This window comes from Streptomyces roseirectus, from assembly GCF_014489635.1.
GTDB lineage: Bacteria > Actinomycetota > Actinomycetes > Streptomycetales > Streptomycetaceae > Streptomyces > Streptomyces roseirectus.
The window spans coordinates 5,084,363-5,099,537 of record NZ_CP060828.1 but is presented as its reverse complement, the minus strand read 5'-3'; the positions used below and the strand labels follow the sequence as shown (position 1 = coordinate 5,099,537).

The following is a 15,175-nucleotide window of genomic DNA, read 5'->3' as shown; positions in this document are numbered from 1 at the left end:
CCTCAAGCGGCGGTACGGACGTTGCTACGGCGGCGGGCGACGTATTCGGCGGGGGCGTCGGCGGGGACCCTGCGGAGGTGGCCGACGGTGATGGACTCCAGCTCTCCGGTGCGGATGAGCCGGAAGCAGAGGGTTCGGCCGATGCGGAGTCGGCGGGCGGCCTCTTCGACGGTCAGCAGTACGAGGGTGGGATCGACGGCTTCGGCGAGGCGGGCCGTTTCCATGCGGCGCTCCTTGGTCTCACGGGTGGGGATCAGGGCGCGGGGGCACTGTCGGCCCCCTTCTGAGGGGCGCTACTTCCGCTACCGGTGCTACCGCGCAGGTCAGGGGCCTGTTCGGGGTAGCGGGAAGGGGTAGCGGTAGCGGACGGGTAGCGGGGCGGTAGCGGCCCCGAACGCGGGATGCCGCTACCGCGTTGTCGCTGGTCAGGCCATGTTTTCGGTGCCGGGTAGCGGCGGTAGCGGACTTTCCCGGGGAGGGGGGCAGTAGCGCTGCCACGCGTCCCACAGGTCGGTGGCGTAGTAGCCCTTGAGGACGCTCCCGGCGGTCTTGATGTTGCGGGAGGCGATGGGCTCGTTGTCGCCGGTCATGTACTCCGCGAGCATCTTCGACAGGCGCCGGCTGTCCAGCGGTTTGCCTTGCAGGTCGGCCCACGGCGCGTCGTCGAGGGAGTTGAGGCGGTCGAGGATCGCCACGGTGGGGAGGCGGTCGATGCCGGTGAGGACGTGGTCGCGCAGGTCAGTCAGGAGACGGACCCCGAGACTGCCCTTGTCGTTGGCCTTGGACGCGGTCACCAGCGTCACGCACGCGGCGCGGGCGCGCTCGGGCCAGTCCCCGCCGGCCGCGTCGGCGATGGCAAGGAGTGATTCCCACACGTCCGCCGGCCGGTCGGTGACCCCGTCGGGCATCTCGGGCCAGGCACCCATGACGAACCCCCGGATGGCTTCGGCCCACTGGGCGAGGCGGTCGCGGAGCTTGTGGCCCTCGGCTTCGTGGATGCGGGCCCGGAAGGATTCGACGTTCTCGTTGCGTGCCCGGCGGCGCATCCGGATGATGACGGACCGGGTCATGATCGTGTCGGGGAGGTTGCCGAGTCCGGCGACCGCGACCGCGCAGTACGAGGGGAACGCCTGAACGGTCTGGTTGCCGCCGTCTCCGATGCACCGGTAGGTGACCCCGGTACGGCGGTGACCGGCGTTCAGGAACCCGCGCAGTTCCTCGTTGTCCCCGGCCTTCGGGCCGAAGACGGTGTCGATCTCGTCGAAGAGGATCGTGGGGCGTCCGTTGGGGTTGGCGACGGAGCGGAACAGGGCGGCGGCGGACGCGTTGACCGCCGTCATCGGCGCGGGGACCAGGGTCTCGACGACTTCCAGCGCGCGGGACTTGCCCGATCCGGGTTCCGGGGAGAGGAACGCGAGGCGCGGGGTGGAGTCGAAGCAGTCCAGCAGGTGCGCGTGCGCGTCCCACAGGGCGACGGCGACGTAGGCGGCTTCGGTGGGGAAGACGTTGAAGCGGCGGTGGAACGCTTCGACCTCGTTCAGCAGTGCGGCGCCGTCGATGGGCGTCGGTGTCATGCGGCGGCCCTCCTGTCGGGTTGTGCGGTGGGGGTGCCGGTGCAGGTGGTCTTGTGCCGGCCGTACTCGGTGACCAGGGCGGTGACGGCGCGTTGGCCGGTGGCGGTGCGGGTGTGTCCGCAGGCGCACGCGCAGGCGGCGGTGGGGGTGGTGGCGTAGCGCTTGGACCAGCGGGCGCCGTCGTAGTGGTAGCGGTAGACCGGCGGGGCGCAGATGCGGATACCGGGCCGTTCCGGCGTCGGGTCCGTGATGCTGTCGGTGTGCGGGCGCGGGTCAGGGACAAGAGCTGAAGGGACGCCCTTGCGGGCGACGTCCTTCGGTCCGCCCACGACCGCCGGGAGCGCGGCTGGTTCGGCGTCGTGCCCTCCGTTCGGGGGCGGTTGGCCTTCCAAGGGGAGGGTTCGGGGGGTGTTCATGCCGCCTCCCGGGGGCGGGCCTTGCGGATGGAGCTGTCCAGGGCGCTGCGGATCGTGGCGCGGCACTCGGCGGCGGTGAGTCCCCGCGCTTCCCCCGCCCCTTGGAAGGCCGCTTCCACCACGTGCCGGGGGATGTCGCCCCACGCGACGAAGCGCCCCACCTTGAAGGCGCACCGGTTGAGTGTCGTGTTGCGCTGCTTGTCCGGCGCGGTGGCCACGGCGGCGCATTCGGCTTCGAGGGCGGACAGGGCCGCGCGGCTCCCGTCGACCACGGGAAGCCTCAGCGGGCCCGCAGACGGCTTGGGGTGGGGTTTCAGGATGGTTTGCAGCCATTCGGGCAACGGGGCCGCCACAGAGCCGCTCACGGCTTCGTAGGTCCCGGCGGGGGTGGTGGATCCGGCGGCGACGACGTAGCCGCCCCACGCCCGGGTGTCGATCAACTCCCCGATGGTTCCCGCCGTGTTGGCGAGGCGGACCCCGGCGGGGGCGGTGAAGTACAGGTGCTGTCCGCCGGTCGCGGTCCGCACCCGGTAGGTGTCGGGGACGGCGTGCCCGGCGCGCTCGCAGAGCGCCTCGAAGGTCGCCGCGCCGCAAGGCGCGTCCTGACTGCCCTTGTGCTCTTGGGTCTTGGGCATGTCCAGGTCGACGACCAGGAGCCCGGAGGGGCCGCACGCGATGCCGACGTTGAACGGGGCGCGCTGCCACGCGGCGTGGATGCGGGCGGGGTCGGTGGTGGCGCGCTGTTCCCACTTCAGGTGGCCGGTGGTGCAGGGGCCGGTGCGGGGGCACGCTGCCTCGCCGTGCAGGGCGGGGCGCTTGGTGTCGGGGCGCAGGGGGAAGACGTGCCAGCCACGGCCCGCCGCGTCCAGCGCCGCGTGCAACAGATCCTTGCTCATGCTGCCGCCCTCCCTTCCAGGGCGAGGAACTGGGTGGCGATCCAGTGGGTGTAGGCGGGGGGTACGGCCTGACGGGCTTCGATGCTGGTCATCCAGGTGCAACCCATGGCGTCGGCATACGCGCGTTCGCCCTTGTGCTCGAATGCCAGCAGTCCCTTGCGGTGCCAGCACGGGGCGACCAGGTCCCCGCCGCCGCCCCACGACGTCTCGAACCCCCGGTGCCGGCGGACGTTCAGCCCGAACTGGGTCCCGCACAGCAGGTAGTCCCGCCTCAGCGGTGCTTCCGGGACGTTCTCCATGACCCACGGCAGTCCCGACGCCTCCAGCCGTTCACGGCCGGGGGTCAGGAGGTCGGGGTGGTCCGCACGGCTTCCGCGCCACCCGGTGACACGGGCGAAGTGCTGGCACGGCCACGACGCGTGGACCAGGTCGAACCCGTCCAGCGGGAACGTGAGCGCGTCGGCCTGGTGGAAGGTGAAGGGGTAGTTCGGCTGAGGCCGGTTGTCGACGCCCACGACGTCGAACCCCGCCAGCCAGTAGCCCATGGACAGGCCCCCGGCGCCGCAGCACAGATCCAGCACCCGCAGCCCGTTCGGCTTCCGTAGCGGCAGCACATGCGCGTTCACGCGGCCACCCCCGTCGTGCCGGACACGGTCGGGTGCGCGAGGGCGGCGCGGCCGATGTGCTCGGTGTAGGCGGGCGGGATCGCTTCTGTGAGTTCCTCGCGGACGTCGGTCCATGTGATGCCCATGGCCGTCTGCAACTCCGGGACGGACGGTTTGCCGCCGCCGTTGCCGTACGCGGCGACGTACGGGCCGTCGAAGTACTCGCCGTGCCTCCACCCACGCACCCGACCCCGATGCGGGACGTGCGCCGGCTGCACGACCGTCCACCCGCCGCCCAACTCGAAGTTGCGGTGCCGGATCACCCCGAGCCCGAACATCTCCCCGCACAGGGTGAGGTCCTTGCGGATCTTCGCGCGGCCGTTCGGTTGCTCGATCACGTACGGCAGTCCGGTCGCGTCCAACAGGGCACGGGTGGGGGCGACCAGGTCGACGTGGGAACGTCCCCAGCCGCGTGCGGTGTTGGTGCCGACGGTGAGGGCGCATCCGTGCTGGCACGGCGGGGAGGCGTGGACGAACGCGTACCGCTCGATGGCGCCGGACGCGATGAGGTCGGCGAGGTGGGCCAACGCGTCGCCCCGGTGCTGGGGGAAGGGGTAGTTGGGGCGGTCGGCGATGTCGACGCCGTGGACGTCGAATCCGGCGCGGTGGTAGCCCATCGCGGCGCCGCCCGCGCACGAGAAGAGATCCAGCAGCAGCGGCCGGGGGCCTACTCGCCGGAAGGGGGTCGGTTGGGTCATGCTGGGGGTCTCCAGTTCCCTTGATGGTGCTGGTCTGGCAAGAGCGGCCCCGTGACTTTGGCGAGCTGGGGGCCGCTCTTGGCGTTGCTAGAAGGGGGGTTCGTCGCTGTAGCCGCCGGGGGCCCACGGGTCGCGGGCGTTGTGGCGGCGGCGCAGCCATCGGGGGCGGCGCGGGAGGGGCAGCAGGACCGTGCACCGGTTGGGGTCCCAGCAGTCGCAGGGAATCCATTCGGTACCGGCGTACTCGCCGTTGTGGTCGCCGTAGTCGTGGTGGTGACCGCCCTCGCCCTCGCAGTGCGGACAGTGGGGGCGGGGTGTGTCGGTGAGGGCCAGTGCGCGGTGGGTCGCACAGACGACCTTGATGCGGAGGCGGAGCATGTGCGGGGGTCTCCTAGCCGTGGAAGTGGTTGCGCTTGAAGATGGCTTTGCGAATGTTGACCGTCGTCCCGGCGGGCGTCTTGCCGCTGTGGCCGCTGAAGGCCTGAATGGCGATCCAGCCGCCGAAGATGACGGCGGCGAGGGTGATGAGCTGGGTGATGAGCGCGGTGAGCGCGGTGATGAACGCGGTGAGGACGAACAAGCCCCCGCAGACCGCGAGGAACCCGGCGCCCCCGAGGGCGATATTCACGGCCGCCCGCGAGACGGCCGGTTTCGCGGCGACCGGTTCGGGCTGCACGGGGCTGACGCTGTAGCCGGTGACGACGCGCCCGTCCGGCAGCACGACGCTGGTGACGGTCGGGACACCGTGCGGCTGCACCGGGACCAGGGGCGCCGGATACGGTGCGGCGGGGGTGAGGGGCATGGGCCGGTGGACGTCGACCGGGGCCGGGACGGCGGGCCGGTCGTCCGGGTGTTCGGAGTACATGCGGAATCCTTTCCGGTGGTCGGTCGGGGAGGCGGAGACACCCCCTGCCGGGGACGCTGTGGAGGGGTTTTCGAGGGCCTGAGCTGGGGCGCCTCCCCGCCTCCCCGAAACGGTGTTTTCGCTGATCAACGCGGGGGAGGCGGTCCGGGGAGGGGGTTGGGGAGTTCTCCCCGCCTCCCCGGGCCGGACCGGCTTGCCTCCCCGCTACCCGGCAGCGGAAGCGGAACCCTCGCCGTCGCGGTTGGCGAGCGCCCGGAGGACGTGATCGCGGTGGACGACCATGACCCCGTGCGACTTCTTCGGCTCCTCGCCGTGCTCCTCCAACAGGCTCTTGAGCCGGTCGTTGGTCCACTGGTCGCCGTAGACCTTCGGGTCCAGGGCGTGCAGCCGCTTGAGGACCTCGTTGGTCCGCAGCCGGGGCGCGTCACCGAGGACGTCGGCGACGTCGGCGAGCGCGTCACGTTCCTCGCCCTGGTCGATCGCGCGCAGGGTGGTGACGCCGGAGCGCAGAGCCTTGGCCCGGTCGGTGACGGCCTTGGCGCCGTCGTCGTCGACGAAGTGCGTGCGCACCGTGATGGACGACTGGCCCTTGGGAATGTCGATCCCGTCGGACGCGACCACCAGCGTCCCCTTGTCCAGCCCCTGCCGGAGGAGGTGGGGGGCGGCGCCGCCGTTGACGGCTTTCTCCCCGAGCGCCATGACGGCCTGCGACTCCGTGCCCAGAGCGAGGGCGGCACGGGTGTGGGCGCCCTCGCGGACCAGCTTGGGAAGGTTCTGGTCCGTGGGGTCCTGCGTACCCTCCCACATCAGGACGTCGACCACACGGCCCTGGTTGTGGACCTTGCGGACGGCCATGAAGTACCGGGAGGTGGCCTTGGCACCGCCGTAGGGCTTCTTGTCGTCGTCGACGGCCGGGCACATGAACGCCACCTGCGCCTCGTCAACGATGCCGATAAGCGGCGGGAACACGGCACGGGGGTCGGTCTGGCGGATGCCGATGCGACGGTTCATCTCGTCGACCAGACCCTCGACCATCTCGGTCGCCTTGATCACGTCCTCATCGGTCGGCCCCTGGATGAGCACGGTGGCGAGGCCGTCGAACATGCCCCAGTCGCCGGCGCCCTTGAGGTCGGCGATGCGGAACTCGACCGTGCGGTCAAGGCACGCCCACAGCGCGAGGGCCCGCAGCGCGGCCGTCTTGCCCTGGTTCGACAGACCGGTCACCAACAGGTGGCGCTGATACAGCGACAGGGCGGCGGCGTCCCCGCGCAGATCCTGACCCCACGGCGCCTTGCCTTTGACGTAGTCGGCGGTCAGCGTCTCGTCAGTGACCAGCGGCGACGGCCCGATCGGCTCATCCAGCGCGCCGGAGTCGGCCACCCACAGCCGGACGGTGCGGGCGGCTTCCGGGATCGTGATGAACACCTCGTGCTCATGCCGGGTGAGGTTCTCGGCGAGCTTGCGCCGGCGGGACTGCACCTCGTTCGTCGACACCCCCGAGGGGAGGGTAACGTCGACCTCGACCCCGCATCCAGCGATGCGGATCGGTCCGAGCATGGACGCGCCGGCGTCACCCATCTCCTTGATGGCGTTACGCAGGGCGGGAACCCCGAGATCCCGCAGCGCCTTGACCACGATCGAGGGGGTGATCGGCTCACCCCCGCCGTTGCGGGCGTTCGCGGGAAGTGCCCACGCGGGGGCGGCTTGCTGGCGGGCGCCGACCGACCACAGCGCGAGCAGCGCGAGGAACGGGGCGAGGGTGACCAGCGGCCCCCACACCACGGACACGATGGTGATCATCAGGCGGATGAACTCGACCACGGCCATGAGCGGGGTGACGACGTCCCAGGGGTCCTTGGTGGCGACGGCGAGGACGACCCCGAGCGCGACCAGCGAGCCGATGCCCGTGCCGGTGCCGACGGCGAGGCCCTTCGCGGCGTCGAGGGGGGAGTGCAGCAGGTCCATGCGGCGGCGGTGGCGGGCATCGCGGAAACGCTGACCGCGCTCCTCCCACTCCGCCGCTACCTCGTAGTTCCCCGCCGCTTCCGCCGCGCGGAGCATGCGTTCGTAGCGGGCGGCGGTACGTCCGTCCCACGCCCGCCGGGTCACGATCCGCGCCCCGCCCGCGACGTAGAGGCCGTGGCGGGCGACGACCCGGGCGGCGGTCCGCGTCCGCTCATGCGTCGCGGCGGTCTTCAGGGCGCGGCCGGAGCGGACCCACAGCGGCACGACGGCCGGGGCCGGTTCGGCGGCGGGGGGTACGAGGGTGAGGACCGTCGGCCCGGCATCGGCGCCGTTGTCGACGGCGGCGGTGTCGGCCGGGGCGGGCGGGGTGGTGTCTTTGACGAGTCGTACGACGTTCTCGGACATGCGGAGGAACTCCTCAACTCCCCCCGGAACCAGGCCCGGAGGGGCACGGGAAGACAGGGGAAGGAAGCAGCCCGGCGACCCCGCCCGGACATGGCACGGGCGGGGCGCGGGCGCGAGCTGCGGGACGGGGTCAGTGCCCGTCCCGTTCGCGGTTCTCGGCACGGCTGAGCTGAGCCGGGCCGGTGCGCGGGCCGTCGACCCAGCAGAACGGGCGTGTGCGGTCGGCGGCGGTGAAGACGCGGACGGCCGCACCCTCGGGCCCGTCGGGGAGCGGGGTGACGCGGGCGCCATCGAGGGAGGCCAGCATCCGGGCGGCGTGATGCTCGCACCCCTCGACACCCACCCCGGTCGCGTCGGACACCCTCACCGCGACCAGCCCCACACACGCGGTGGGGTCCTCGGGGTGCGCGGCACCGCACCGCCCGGCGGGGGCGGGGTCGGCTACCACCACGACGACTTCTTCTTGTTCTGCGCGTGCTCGGTGATGATGCGGCGGCGCTCGATCTGCAACGCGGTGATCTCGCCCTGAAGACGCATCTCCGCCGCGCTGGACACGGACTCCAGGCGCTGTTCCGCCCGGTCGGTGCTCCGTCCGCGCAGGACCCGGTACGAGCCACCGATCAGGGAGGTGACGACGGTACGGCGTTCCTCACGGGTCAGCGGCCACATCTCACCGTTGCGGACCGCTTCCAGTTTGCGGATCGCCTCACGGATCTCACGGTCAACCTGCTTCGTGTCGGGCTTGCCCATGACTCAAGTCCCCCTCAGGGAATGGGAGTTGAAGGTGTCGGGGGTGGTGGGGAAGGCGCAGGGCACGCAGGCCCCGAGGGTGGGCGGGATGACGTATCCGGCGTCACGCCCGCAGTCGGGGCAGGTGCGGCGGGCCGTGTTCGCCTTGGCGAGCGCCGCCCACCTCGCCGGGGTCATCGGCCGCACCGGGCGGGCGAGGTCGACCCGGTACAGGTACGCGGTAAGCGGTTCGCGTCGGCGGCGCGGGCGCAGGATCTGACCTGCGACGCACTGTCCGCCGGGGCGCAGTCCGCGCACGCGGAGCTGACGGCGGGTGGCGTAGCCGTCGGGGGCCATGCGCCAGGGAAAGGTGGGGATGCCGAAGCGCTCGCCGGACGGGTCGAAGCAGTCGGCGAGCGTCAACCGCCGGTTCACGCGGCGCCGGCGGCGCGGTCGGCGAGGATCGTGTCCCGCAGCAGCCGCGCGTTCACCGGGGAAGTGTGCAGTTCCCGGCGGATGCCCTCAGCGGTGATCTGCGCGTCCGGCCAGCCGGCCGTCAGGGCCCGTGCTTCGGCGAGCAACTCATCGGCCGTGCGCTTCGCACGCGGCGATCGGGCGGATTCGGGGACACGGCCGGTCGCCCGCCGGGGCCGACTCGACTCCGCCGCGACCGCCCGCACCACCGACGACGGCGCCGGGGACAGATCGATCGGGGCGGGGGCGATCGGTTTGAGCTGAGGGGTCGACTTCCCGAGGTCGACCGCGACGGGATCGGGCACCGGAAGGCGCGTCAGCACTACCGATACCGGCGACGGGCCGGGGGTCGATTCCCGCAGGTCAGCCATAGACCGTTTCCTCACGGTCCCGGTAGATTCCTCCGCATTCGCGCCGGGCGCGGGAATCGACTCGACCGGACCCCACACCGGCAGCTCCCAGGACGCCGCACCGGTCGACGCGACGCTGTGCAGCGCCCTGCCGGTGTCCTGTCGACTGCGGGCCGCTTCCAGCTTCGACCACGACCGCGACAGCTTCCGCGCGGTCCGCTCCTGAACGCGGGCGATGTCCGCGCCGGCCGCCGTGACGGCGTCGAGCCGGGTGATCTCCGTGCCCGCTTCGGCCCGCAGTCGGGCGCGGTCGACGGCCGCGCCGTCGCGGGCCGTCTGCCTAATCGAGCGGATCTGATCGAGCGCGGCCGGGGTGAGCGCGGTGCGCTCCCACAGTCCGTGCACGACCCACATGGCCTTGGCCGCGACCGGCAGCCACGCGACCGCCAGCCACGCACCGACCCTCGATTCGGCGGTCAGGGCGTGGGCGACAAGAACCCCGGTCGCCAGCACACCGAACCCCCATCCGACGGCGGTCACGGTCCGGTTGTGGTCTCCCTGCGCGGCGAGACGGCGTTCGTAGGCGAGGGTCGCCAGCCAACCGCCGTCGATACCGACGCCGACGACCAGGGCGACCGGCCACGGCATCGCTGCACCCAGCCACATCACCACCACGGCGAGGGTCAGCACCATCGACACGGCCGTCATGCCGACGGCCGGCAACTCGGTACGGGCCCTCACCGCGCACCCCCGACCCCGGCGAGAACCCCCGCCACGACCAGCAGCACGCACCCGAGGAACGTGAGGTCGACCGCGCGGCGCAGGCACGTGAACTTCACGACCGCCAGCCGCGACAACCCCGCGACGTCCGCCGCCATGTCCCGCGCGGCGAGCGCGGTCGTGATCTCCTGACCGGTCATCGTGGCCCACAGCGGGAACCCGTGACGGCCCTTGATGTTCGGGCGCACCGACCGCAGTAGCAGCCCCGCCGATGCGACCAGCGCCGCGACGCCGAGTCCTCCGACCACGTAGGCGGGGACGGTCATCGGCATGTCCTTGGCGACCGTCCACACACCCGCCAGGACCGCGCCGACGAACGCCAGCAACAGCCCCGTCTTGGTGTCCGTCCGCGCGATCTCCGCCTTGACCTCGGCGTGCGCGGCCTCAACAGCCTTCAGCGTGTTGTCGCTCATGCCGCACCACCCGGCAGCGTCGTACCGGCGGTGCTGTTCACCAGCGCGACCCGAGCGGCCAGCGCCCGGCGCCGGGCCCGGCGGATACGCCGCACGTCCAGCTCGGTGGGCGTGCGGTCCAGGGTCATGATCTCCGCGTCCAACAGGTCGACGTCCGCGAGGATGACGGGCATCTCCCGCTCGATCGCCTCCAGTTCGGCGGCGGTCGGCTCGATCCAGTCCGCGAACGCCGTAACGGCGTCCGCAACGGTCACGATGGGTTTCATTGGGTTGGTTCCTCTCACGCAGGAAACGGCCTGTCGCGGCTCCCGGGGTGCATCCCGGGAGCCGCTCGCCGTTGAAGTCGGAATGTCCGGCTCCCCTCGACCCCGCCCGTACGGCCAGCGCGCCGAAGCGCGGGCCGGACGGGCGAGGGAGGCAACCGGCCGCCGCGAACGCGGCGGCGAGATGAGGTGTTGCTCTGTCTCCTTCGAGGGTGCTGCGCCCGTATCAGGTAGCGCGGCATGACCTCGTTGTAGGCGTATGGAGACGTGACCTTTCGGTCTAAGCCCTCCCGAATGCCCAGGGTCGGGGGCGCCCTCGGCCCGCTCTGTCCCGGGCCCCTTGCCGTGCACCTCAGCCACCCGAAAGCGACTGAGGATGTACCACACGTACGGGCGAACCGTACGTGACACCACCTCCGACTTGTCTGGAGGAGTGCCGTGACATGAGATTGCCCGACGTTGGCTTTGAGAGTCAAGCCCCCTGGTCTAACTTGTACGGAGGAGTTGGAGAAGGAGAGATGCGATGCCCATGCGACGCGGCATGACGAAGTCCCAGGAAGTGGCCTACGACCTGCGCGAACAGATCCTCTCCGGGGAACTGGGGGGCGGTGAGGTGCTCCCCAGCGAGTCGAAGATGATGAGCCAGTACGGCTACAGCCGCGAGACGATCCGGGCCGGTGTCCGGCTTCTGATCGAGGAAGGGCTAGTCGTCACGGGGCAGGGGCAAGGGAAGTACGTCCGCGAGGACTACCCGCCTGTGGTGTGGAACTGGACGACCCTCGAAAGCCGAAGCCGCCACTCCAACGCGGTTGAGGGCCAAACGGCCGGCGACCAGTGGGCGAGCGCCGTCGCCGAGGAAGGGAAGACACCCCGACAGGACATCACCGTGTCCATCGTGGAACCCCCGCCCCACGTACGCGAGTGCCTCGCGCTGCCGGAGAACGGCTTGGCGGTCGCCCGGAAGCGCATCCGTTACGTGGACAACCGGCCGTACGCTCTGGCCGACTCATACTTCCCTCAGGAACTTGTCACGGGAACTCCCCTGATGGAGCCCCGCGACGTCTCGGCACCCGGCGGCATACTCGCGTCGGTCGGGCTCGTACAGGCCAAGTACCGAGACGAAATCTCAGTCCGTATGCCCAACCGGCAAGAGGCGGAACTACTTGCTCTACCAGCGGCAACACCGATCGCAGAGCACACCAGAACGGGCTATGACGCGGACGGGCGCCCTCTCCGCTGCATGGTCACCATCCTCCCCGGAGACAGGCACAAGATCCTCTATGAAGTCAGCACGGACTGAGTACCTTCGGCCGGCGGCGGCGGAAGACGTTCCCGCCCTGATGGCTCTGCGCACAGAGGCGGAAGCGTGGTTGCGCGGCAAGGACACCGACCAGTGGAGCGACCCCGAGACGGGAGAGCGAGCGATCACCAAGTGGCACAAGAGCATTGACGAGGGACGCGCATGGGTCGTCGTCGACGACCAGGGGCAGGCGCTCGCGACCGTGAGTCGCGGTCCGGTCGACCGGGACTTCTGGACTGACGACGACCGCCCCGAAACGGCGCTCTACCTTTACAAGCTGATCGTTTCGCGCGCCGCTTCCGGACGGCATCTCGGGGTCCGGGTCATTGACTGGGTGTCCCGGCTAGCCGAACTGGAGGGGCGCACCTGGGTGCGCATAGATACGTGGCGCACCAACACCGGGCTGCACGCCTACTACCAGCGGTTGGGCTTCAAGCACGTCCGCACCGAAGCGCCGTCCCACAGGCTCTCGGGGTGGCTTGCCCAGCGTCCGGCCGGGGAGGTCTCCATGCCCGACGACCTCTTGACTGTGCACCCTGACTACAGGTGGCGCGAGGGTGTGGCCGGACGGATCGGAGACACCTACCCGTGAGGTCTAACGCGCAGGTCAGCGCACCCGTCTCCGTCTCAGTTTCCGTCTCATTCATCCCCGTCCGGAGTCGTTCACAGCGGTCCGCGCACCGCGCGGGAGTACGGGAATGAACGGGGCTGAACGGCCTCGGATCATGGGCTGACTAGCACGAACAGACCTCGAAAGCGAGTGTGGCGCAAGTCACCGAGGGTTCAAATCCCTCCGCTACCGCTCGAATGAGGGGCCTCGCCGATACGGCGGGGCCCTTCGAGTTTGTAACTCACACCCACTCAATACGATGATCCGACCGGTGTGAAAGCTACACTCGCCCGGCAACCAAGGGGGCTCAAGTCGCAGGGGAGGCGCGGTGGCGGTGCACGCCAAGAAGATCGCCGTCTACGTGCTCGTCGTGTTCGTGCTGTACGTGATCATCACGGACCCGGCCAAGGCGGCGGACTACGTACAGCTAGGGTTCGAGGGCATATCCAACGCGGCGAAGGCGGTCGGGGACTTCTTCACGTGGCTCGCCGACGGCGCCAAGTAGCCGCCCCTCGCCCGTAGGAGCGTCCGACGAGGACGCAGCGGCGCTGAAGCGGTACGCCGAGCACCCCGCTACGAGTTCTGAGCCTCAACTCCCCCATTCGCCCCTCAACACGGCGTTATGCGGTGCTTGCACACAGTGGTGATGTCTTGTGATGCTATGACCGCTTTTGACGGATGAACGGCGGATGAAGAGGTGGCGTTGACCGTGTCGGCCAGTACTGCGCCACCCCAAGAAGCTGAGGAAACGGTTCCGGAGCCCTCGGAGCCTCCGGAGCCTTCGGAGAAGCAGCGGCGGGGTGCCGATACCCGGGCTCTGACTACCGTCCTCTTCGGGCAGCTCAAGAACCTCATGCCGGGTACGCCGGAGCACCGCCGGGTGCGTACGGCGCTCATCGAGGCGAACCTGCCGCTCGTGCGCTACGCCGCCGCGCGGTTCCGCTCCCGCAACGAGCCGATGGAGGACGTCGTCCAGGTCGGGACGATCGGGCTGATCAACGCGATCGACCGGTTCGACCCCGACCGGGGCGTGCAGTTCCCGACGTTCGCGATGCCGACGGTCGTCGGGGAGATCAAGCGGTACTTCCGGGACAACGTGCGGACGGTGCACGTGCCGCGCCGGCTGCACGAGCTGTGGGTGCAGGTGAACGGGGCGACGGAGGATCTGACGACGGCGTTCGGGCGGACGCCCACGACCGCCGAGATCGCCGAGCGGCTGCGGATCAGCGAGGACGAGGTGCTGTCCTGCATCGAGGCCGGGCGGTCGTACCACGCGACGTCGCTGGAGGCCGCGCAGGAGGGCGACGGGCTGCCGGGGCTGCTGGACCGGATCGGGTACGAGGATCCCGCGCTGGACGGCGTCGAGCACCGGGATCTGGTCCGCCACCTGCTCGTGCAGCTGCCCGAGCGGGAGCAGCGGATCCTGTTGCTGCGTTACTACAGCAACTTGACGCAGTCGCAGATCAGCGCGGAGCTGGGGGTCTCCCAGATGCACGTGTCGCGGCTGCTGGCGCGGTCCTTCCAGCGGCTGCGGTCGGCGAACCGGATCGAGGCATAGCGCTCCCGGGTTCGGGGAATCGTAAGCACGATCGATATGTCACCGTCGTGGGCGAATCGGTTCTACGGCGCTTTTGGGGCCGATTCGGGCTGAGACCTCGTCAGACCCCGTCTGTGCAGGGGTGTTTCGTTAGTCACATGTCGACATGTCACTACAGCGTGTTGCCGACATGTGACATTCTGCCGGAAGCGCGTTTGCCGGGGCTCAGGCTCCGGTATTCAGGTGAAGGCTGGCGTTCCGCCCGGAACATCAGCCGCGACCGTCCCGCGACCCAAAGGGGGTGGCATGTCCGCAGACCAGGGCAGCTCGAAGGTGCTCACGCTCGCGAAGAGCGCGTCCGCGCCCGCCGTGCCCGCCGAGCCGGACCCGCTCGACGACGTCACGGCCGACGTCCCGGCAGACCTCAGCACCGGGCCGTCTCCGGCGCTTCCCGCCCCCACGGAGGCGATCGACACCCGCACCCTGTCCCGCTCCCTGTTCCTGCGGCTCGCCACGCTCGACGAGGACAGCCCCGAGCGCGCGTACGTCCGTGACACGCTCATCGAACTCAACCTCCCGCTCGTGCGGTACGCGGCGGCCCGTTTCCGGTCGCGCAACGAGCCGATGGAGGACATCGTCCAGGTCGGCACGATCGGGCTGATCAAGGCGATCGACCGGTTCGACTGCGAACGGGGCGTGGAATTCCCGACGTTCGCGATGCCGACCGTCGTCGGGGAGATCAAGCGGTTCTTCCGGGACACGTCGTGGTCGGTGCGGGTGCCTCGGCGGCTTCAGGAGCTGCGGCTCGCGCTCACGAAGGCCAGCGACGAGCTGTCCCAGAAGCTCGACCGGTCGCCGACCGTGCCCGAACTCGCCGCGATTCTCGGGGTGTCGGAGGAGGACGTCGTCGACGGGCTCGCCGTCGGGAACGCGTACACGGCGTCCTCGCTGGACTCGCCGGCTCCCGAGGACGACGGTGGCGAAGGGTCGTTGGCGGATCGGCTGGGGTACGAGGACACGGCGCTCGAGGGGGTCGAGTACCGGGAGTCGCTTAAGCCGCTTCTCGCGAAGCTGCCGCCCCGGGAGCGGCGGATCATCATGCTTCGGTTCTTCGCGAACATGACGCAGTCGCAGATCGGGGAAGAGGTCGGGATCTCGCAGATGCACGTGTCGCGGTTGCTCACGCGGACGTTGGCCCAGCTGCGGGACGGGCTCATCTCCGACTGACGTTTCTC

Annotated in this window: 20 protein-coding genes; 5 read left to right on the top strand and 15 right to left on the bottom strand. The window is 70.3% G+C overall.

What is annotated here, in order from left to right:
• Nucleotides 1-2: 2 nt before the first annotated feature.
• From IAG44_RS21520 to IAG44_RS21450, 15 genes are all read right to left on the bottom strand, one after another.
• Nucleotides 3-224: an excisionase family DNA-binding protein gene (locus IAG44_RS21520; protein WP_187748717.1), complete on the bottom strand. Its 222-nt coding sequence runs from the start codon at nt 222-224 to the stop codon at nt 3-5.
• Between the two features lie 201 nt (nt 225-425).
• The gene (locus tag IAG44_RS21515) at nt 426-1,574 is read right to left on the bottom strand and encodes a DUF3631 domain-containing protein (RefSeq protein ID WP_187748716.1); all 1,149 of its coding nucleotides are present in this window, start codon (nt 1,572-1,574) and stop codon (nt 426-428) included.
• Nucleotides 1,571-1,990 carry a hypothetical protein gene (locus tag IAG44_RS21510; protein ID WP_246561956.1) on the bottom strand — a complete coding sequence of 140 codons (420 nt, stop codon included), beginning with the start codon at nt 1,988-1,990 and terminating at the stop codon, nt 1,571-1,573. Before IAG44_RS21510 ends, IAG44_RS21515 begins: the two co-directional genes overlap by 4 nt.
• Complete coding sequence (locus IAG44_RS21505; protein ID WP_187748715.1) at nt 1,987-2,886, bottom strand: bifunctional DNA primase/polymerase; 900 nt, start codon at nt 2,884-2,886, stop codon at nt 1,987-1,989. Before IAG44_RS21505 ends, IAG44_RS21510 begins: the two co-directional genes overlap by 4 nt.
• On the bottom strand, nt 2,883-3,512 hold the full coding sequence (locus IAG44_RS21500) for a DNA cytosine methyltransferase (protein ID WP_187748714.1): 630 nt from the start codon (nt 3,510-3,512) through the stop codon (nt 2,883-2,885). Before IAG44_RS21500 ends, IAG44_RS21505 begins: the two co-directional genes overlap by 4 nt.
• Nucleotides 3,509-4,249, bottom strand: a complete 741-nt coding sequence (locus tag IAG44_RS21495; RefSeq protein WP_187748713.1) for a DNA cytosine methyltransferase — start codon at nt 4,247-4,249, stop codon at nt 3,509-3,511. Before IAG44_RS21495 ends, IAG44_RS21500 begins: the two co-directional genes overlap by 4 nt.
• An 87-nt stretch (nt 4,250-4,336) precedes the next feature.
• Nucleotides 4,337-4,627 (bottom strand): hypothetical protein, encoded by a 291-nt coding sequence (locus tag IAG44_RS21490; protein WP_187748712.1) that lies wholly within the window; start codon nt 4,625-4,627, stop codon nt 4,337-4,339.
• Nucleotides 4,628-4,640: 13 nt separating this feature from the next.
• Nucleotides 4,641-5,114 carry a hypothetical protein gene (locus IAG44_RS21485; RefSeq protein ID WP_187748711.1) on the bottom strand — a complete coding sequence of 158 codons (474 nt, stop codon included), beginning with the start codon at nt 5,112-5,114 and terminating at the stop codon, nt 4,641-4,643.
• Between the two features lie 204 nt (nt 5,115-5,318).
• A complete protein-coding gene (locus tag IAG44_RS21480) occupies nt 5,319-7,484 on the bottom strand; it encodes an FtsK/SpoIIIE domain-containing protein (protein WP_187748710.1) in 2,166 nt (721 codons plus the stop codon).
• A gap of 130 nt (nt 7,485-7,614) precedes the next feature.
• Entirely contained in the window at nt 7,615-7,935 is a 321-nt protein-coding gene (locus tag IAG44_RS21475) for a hypothetical protein (RefSeq protein ID WP_187748709.1), read from the bottom strand.
• Nucleotides 7,926-8,234, bottom strand: coding sequence for a hypothetical protein (locus IAG44_RS21470; protein ID WP_187748708.1), 309 nt, complete (start codon nt 8,232-8,234; stop codon nt 7,926-7,928). Before IAG44_RS21470 ends, IAG44_RS21475 begins: the two co-directional genes overlap by 10 nt.
• Before the next feature lie 3 nt (nt 8,235-8,237).
• Nucleotides 8,238-8,648 (bottom strand): RRQRL motif-containing zinc-binding protein, encoded by a 411-nt coding sequence (locus IAG44_RS21465; RefSeq protein ID WP_187748707.1) that lies wholly within the window; start codon nt 8,646-8,648, stop codon nt 8,238-8,240.
• The gene (locus tag IAG44_RS21460) at nt 8,645-9,778 is read right to left on the bottom strand and encodes a hypothetical protein (RefSeq protein WP_187748706.1); all 1,134 of its coding nucleotides are present in this window, start codon (nt 9,776-9,778) and stop codon (nt 8,645-8,647) included. Before IAG44_RS21460 ends, IAG44_RS21465 begins: the two co-directional genes overlap by 4 nt.
• Nucleotides 9,775-10,230, bottom strand: a complete 456-nt coding sequence (locus tag IAG44_RS21455) for a Pycsar system effector family protein (RefSeq protein WP_187748705.1) — start codon at nt 10,228-10,230, stop codon at nt 9,775-9,777. Before IAG44_RS21455 ends, IAG44_RS21460 begins: the two co-directional genes overlap by 4 nt.
• Nucleotides 10,227-10,496 (bottom strand): DUF6284 family protein, encoded by a 270-nt coding sequence (locus IAG44_RS21450; RefSeq protein WP_187748704.1) that lies wholly within the window; start codon nt 10,494-10,496, stop codon nt 10,227-10,229. The genes IAG44_RS21455 and IAG44_RS21450 overlap by 4 nt, the downstream gene beginning before the upstream one ends.
• Nucleotides 10,497-11,016: 520 nt before the next feature.
• Between IAG44_RS21450 and IAG44_RS21445 the strand changes: the two genes are divergently transcribed.
• The 5 genes from IAG44_RS21445 (at nt 11,017) to IAG44_RS21425 (ending at nt 15,167) form a co-directional block, all read left to right on the top strand.
• Nucleotides 11,017-11,793: a GntR family transcriptional regulator gene (locus IAG44_RS21445; protein ID WP_187748703.1), complete on the top strand. Its 777-nt coding sequence runs from the start codon at nt 11,017-11,019 to the stop codon at nt 11,791-11,793.
• A complete protein-coding gene (locus IAG44_RS21440; RefSeq protein ID WP_187748702.1) occupies nt 11,774-12,385 on the top strand; it encodes a GNAT family N-acetyltransferase in 612 nt (203 codons plus the stop codon). The genes IAG44_RS21445 and IAG44_RS21440 overlap by 20 nt, the downstream gene beginning before the upstream one ends.
• Before the next feature lie 346 nt (nt 12,386-12,731).
• The gene (locus tag IAG44_RS21435) at nt 12,732-12,908 is read left to right on the top strand and encodes a hypothetical protein (RefSeq protein WP_187748701.1); all 177 of its coding nucleotides are present in this window, start codon (nt 12,732-12,734) and stop codon (nt 12,906-12,908) included.
• Nucleotides 12,909-13,100: 192 nt separating this feature from the next.
• Nucleotides 13,101-13,961: an RNA polymerase sigma factor SigF gene (locus IAG44_RS21430; protein WP_187748700.1), complete on the top strand. Its 861-nt coding sequence runs from the start codon at nt 13,101-13,103 to the stop codon at nt 13,959-13,961.
• Nucleotides 13,962-14,246: 285 nt separating this feature from the next.
• Complete coding sequence (locus tag IAG44_RS21425) at nt 14,247-15,167, top strand: RNA polymerase sigma factor SigF (protein WP_187748699.1); 921 nt, start codon at nt 14,247-14,249, stop codon at nt 15,165-15,167.
• The last annotated feature ends 8 nt before the right edge of the window (nt 15,168-15,175 follow it).

Excerpts from the sequence above, each read along its gene's own strand:
- IAG44_RS21470 (WP_187748708.1), bottom strand. The coding sequence starts at position 8,234 with ATGGGCAAGCCCGACACGAAGCAGGTTGACCGTGAGATCCGTGAGGCG.
- IAG44_RS21485 (WP_187748711.1), bottom strand. The coding sequence starts at position 5,114 with ATGTACTCCGAACACCCGGACGACCGGCCCGCCGTCCCGGCCCCGGTC.
- IAG44_RS21510 (WP_246561956.1), bottom strand. The coding sequence starts at position 1,990 with ATGAACACCCCCCGAACCCTCCCCTTGGAAGGCCAACCGCCCCCGAAC.
- IAG44_RS21490 (WP_187748712.1), bottom strand. The coding sequence starts at position 4,627 with ATGCTCCGCCTCCGCATCAAGGTCGTCTGTGCGACCCACCGCGCACTG.
- IAG44_RS21440 (WP_187748702.1), top strand. The coding sequence starts at position 11,774 with ATGAAGTCAGCACGGACTGAGTACCTTCGGCCGGCGGCGGCGGAAGAC.
- IAG44_RS21425 (WP_187748699.1), top strand. The coding sequence starts at position 14,247 with ATGTCCGCAGACCAGGGCAGCTCGAAGGTGCTCACGCTCGCGAAGAGC.
- IAG44_RS21450 (WP_187748704.1), bottom strand. The coding sequence starts at position 10,496 with ATGAAACCCATCGTGACCGTTGCGGACGCCGTTACGGCGTTCGCGGAC.
- IAG44_RS21515 (WP_187748716.1), bottom strand. The coding sequence starts at position 1,574 with ATGACACCGACGCCCATCGACGGCGCCGCACTGCTGAACGAGGTCGAA.
- IAG44_RS21495 (WP_187748713.1), bottom strand. The coding sequence starts at position 4,249 with ATGACCCAACCGACCCCCTTCCGGCGAGTAGGCCCCCGGCCGCTGCTG.
- IAG44_RS21455 (WP_187748705.1), bottom strand. The coding sequence starts at position 10,230 with ATGAGCGACAACACGCTGAAGGCTGTTGAGGCCGCGCACGCCGAGGTC.
- IAG44_RS21505 (WP_187748715.1), bottom strand. The coding sequence starts at position 2,886 with ATGAGCAAGGATCTGTTGCACGCGGCGCTGGACGCGGCGGGCCGTGGC.
- IAG44_RS21445 (WP_187748703.1), top strand. The coding sequence starts at position 11,017 with ATGCCCATGCGACGCGGCATGACGAAGTCCCAGGAAGTGGCCTACGAC.
- IAG44_RS21480 (WP_187748710.1), bottom strand. The coding sequence starts at position 7,484 with ATGTCCGAGAACGTCGTACGACTCGTCAAAGACACCACCCCGCCCGCC.
- IAG44_RS21520 (WP_187748717.1), bottom strand. The coding sequence starts at position 224 with ATGGAAACGGCCCGCCTCGCCGAAGCCGTCGATCCCACCCTCGTACTG.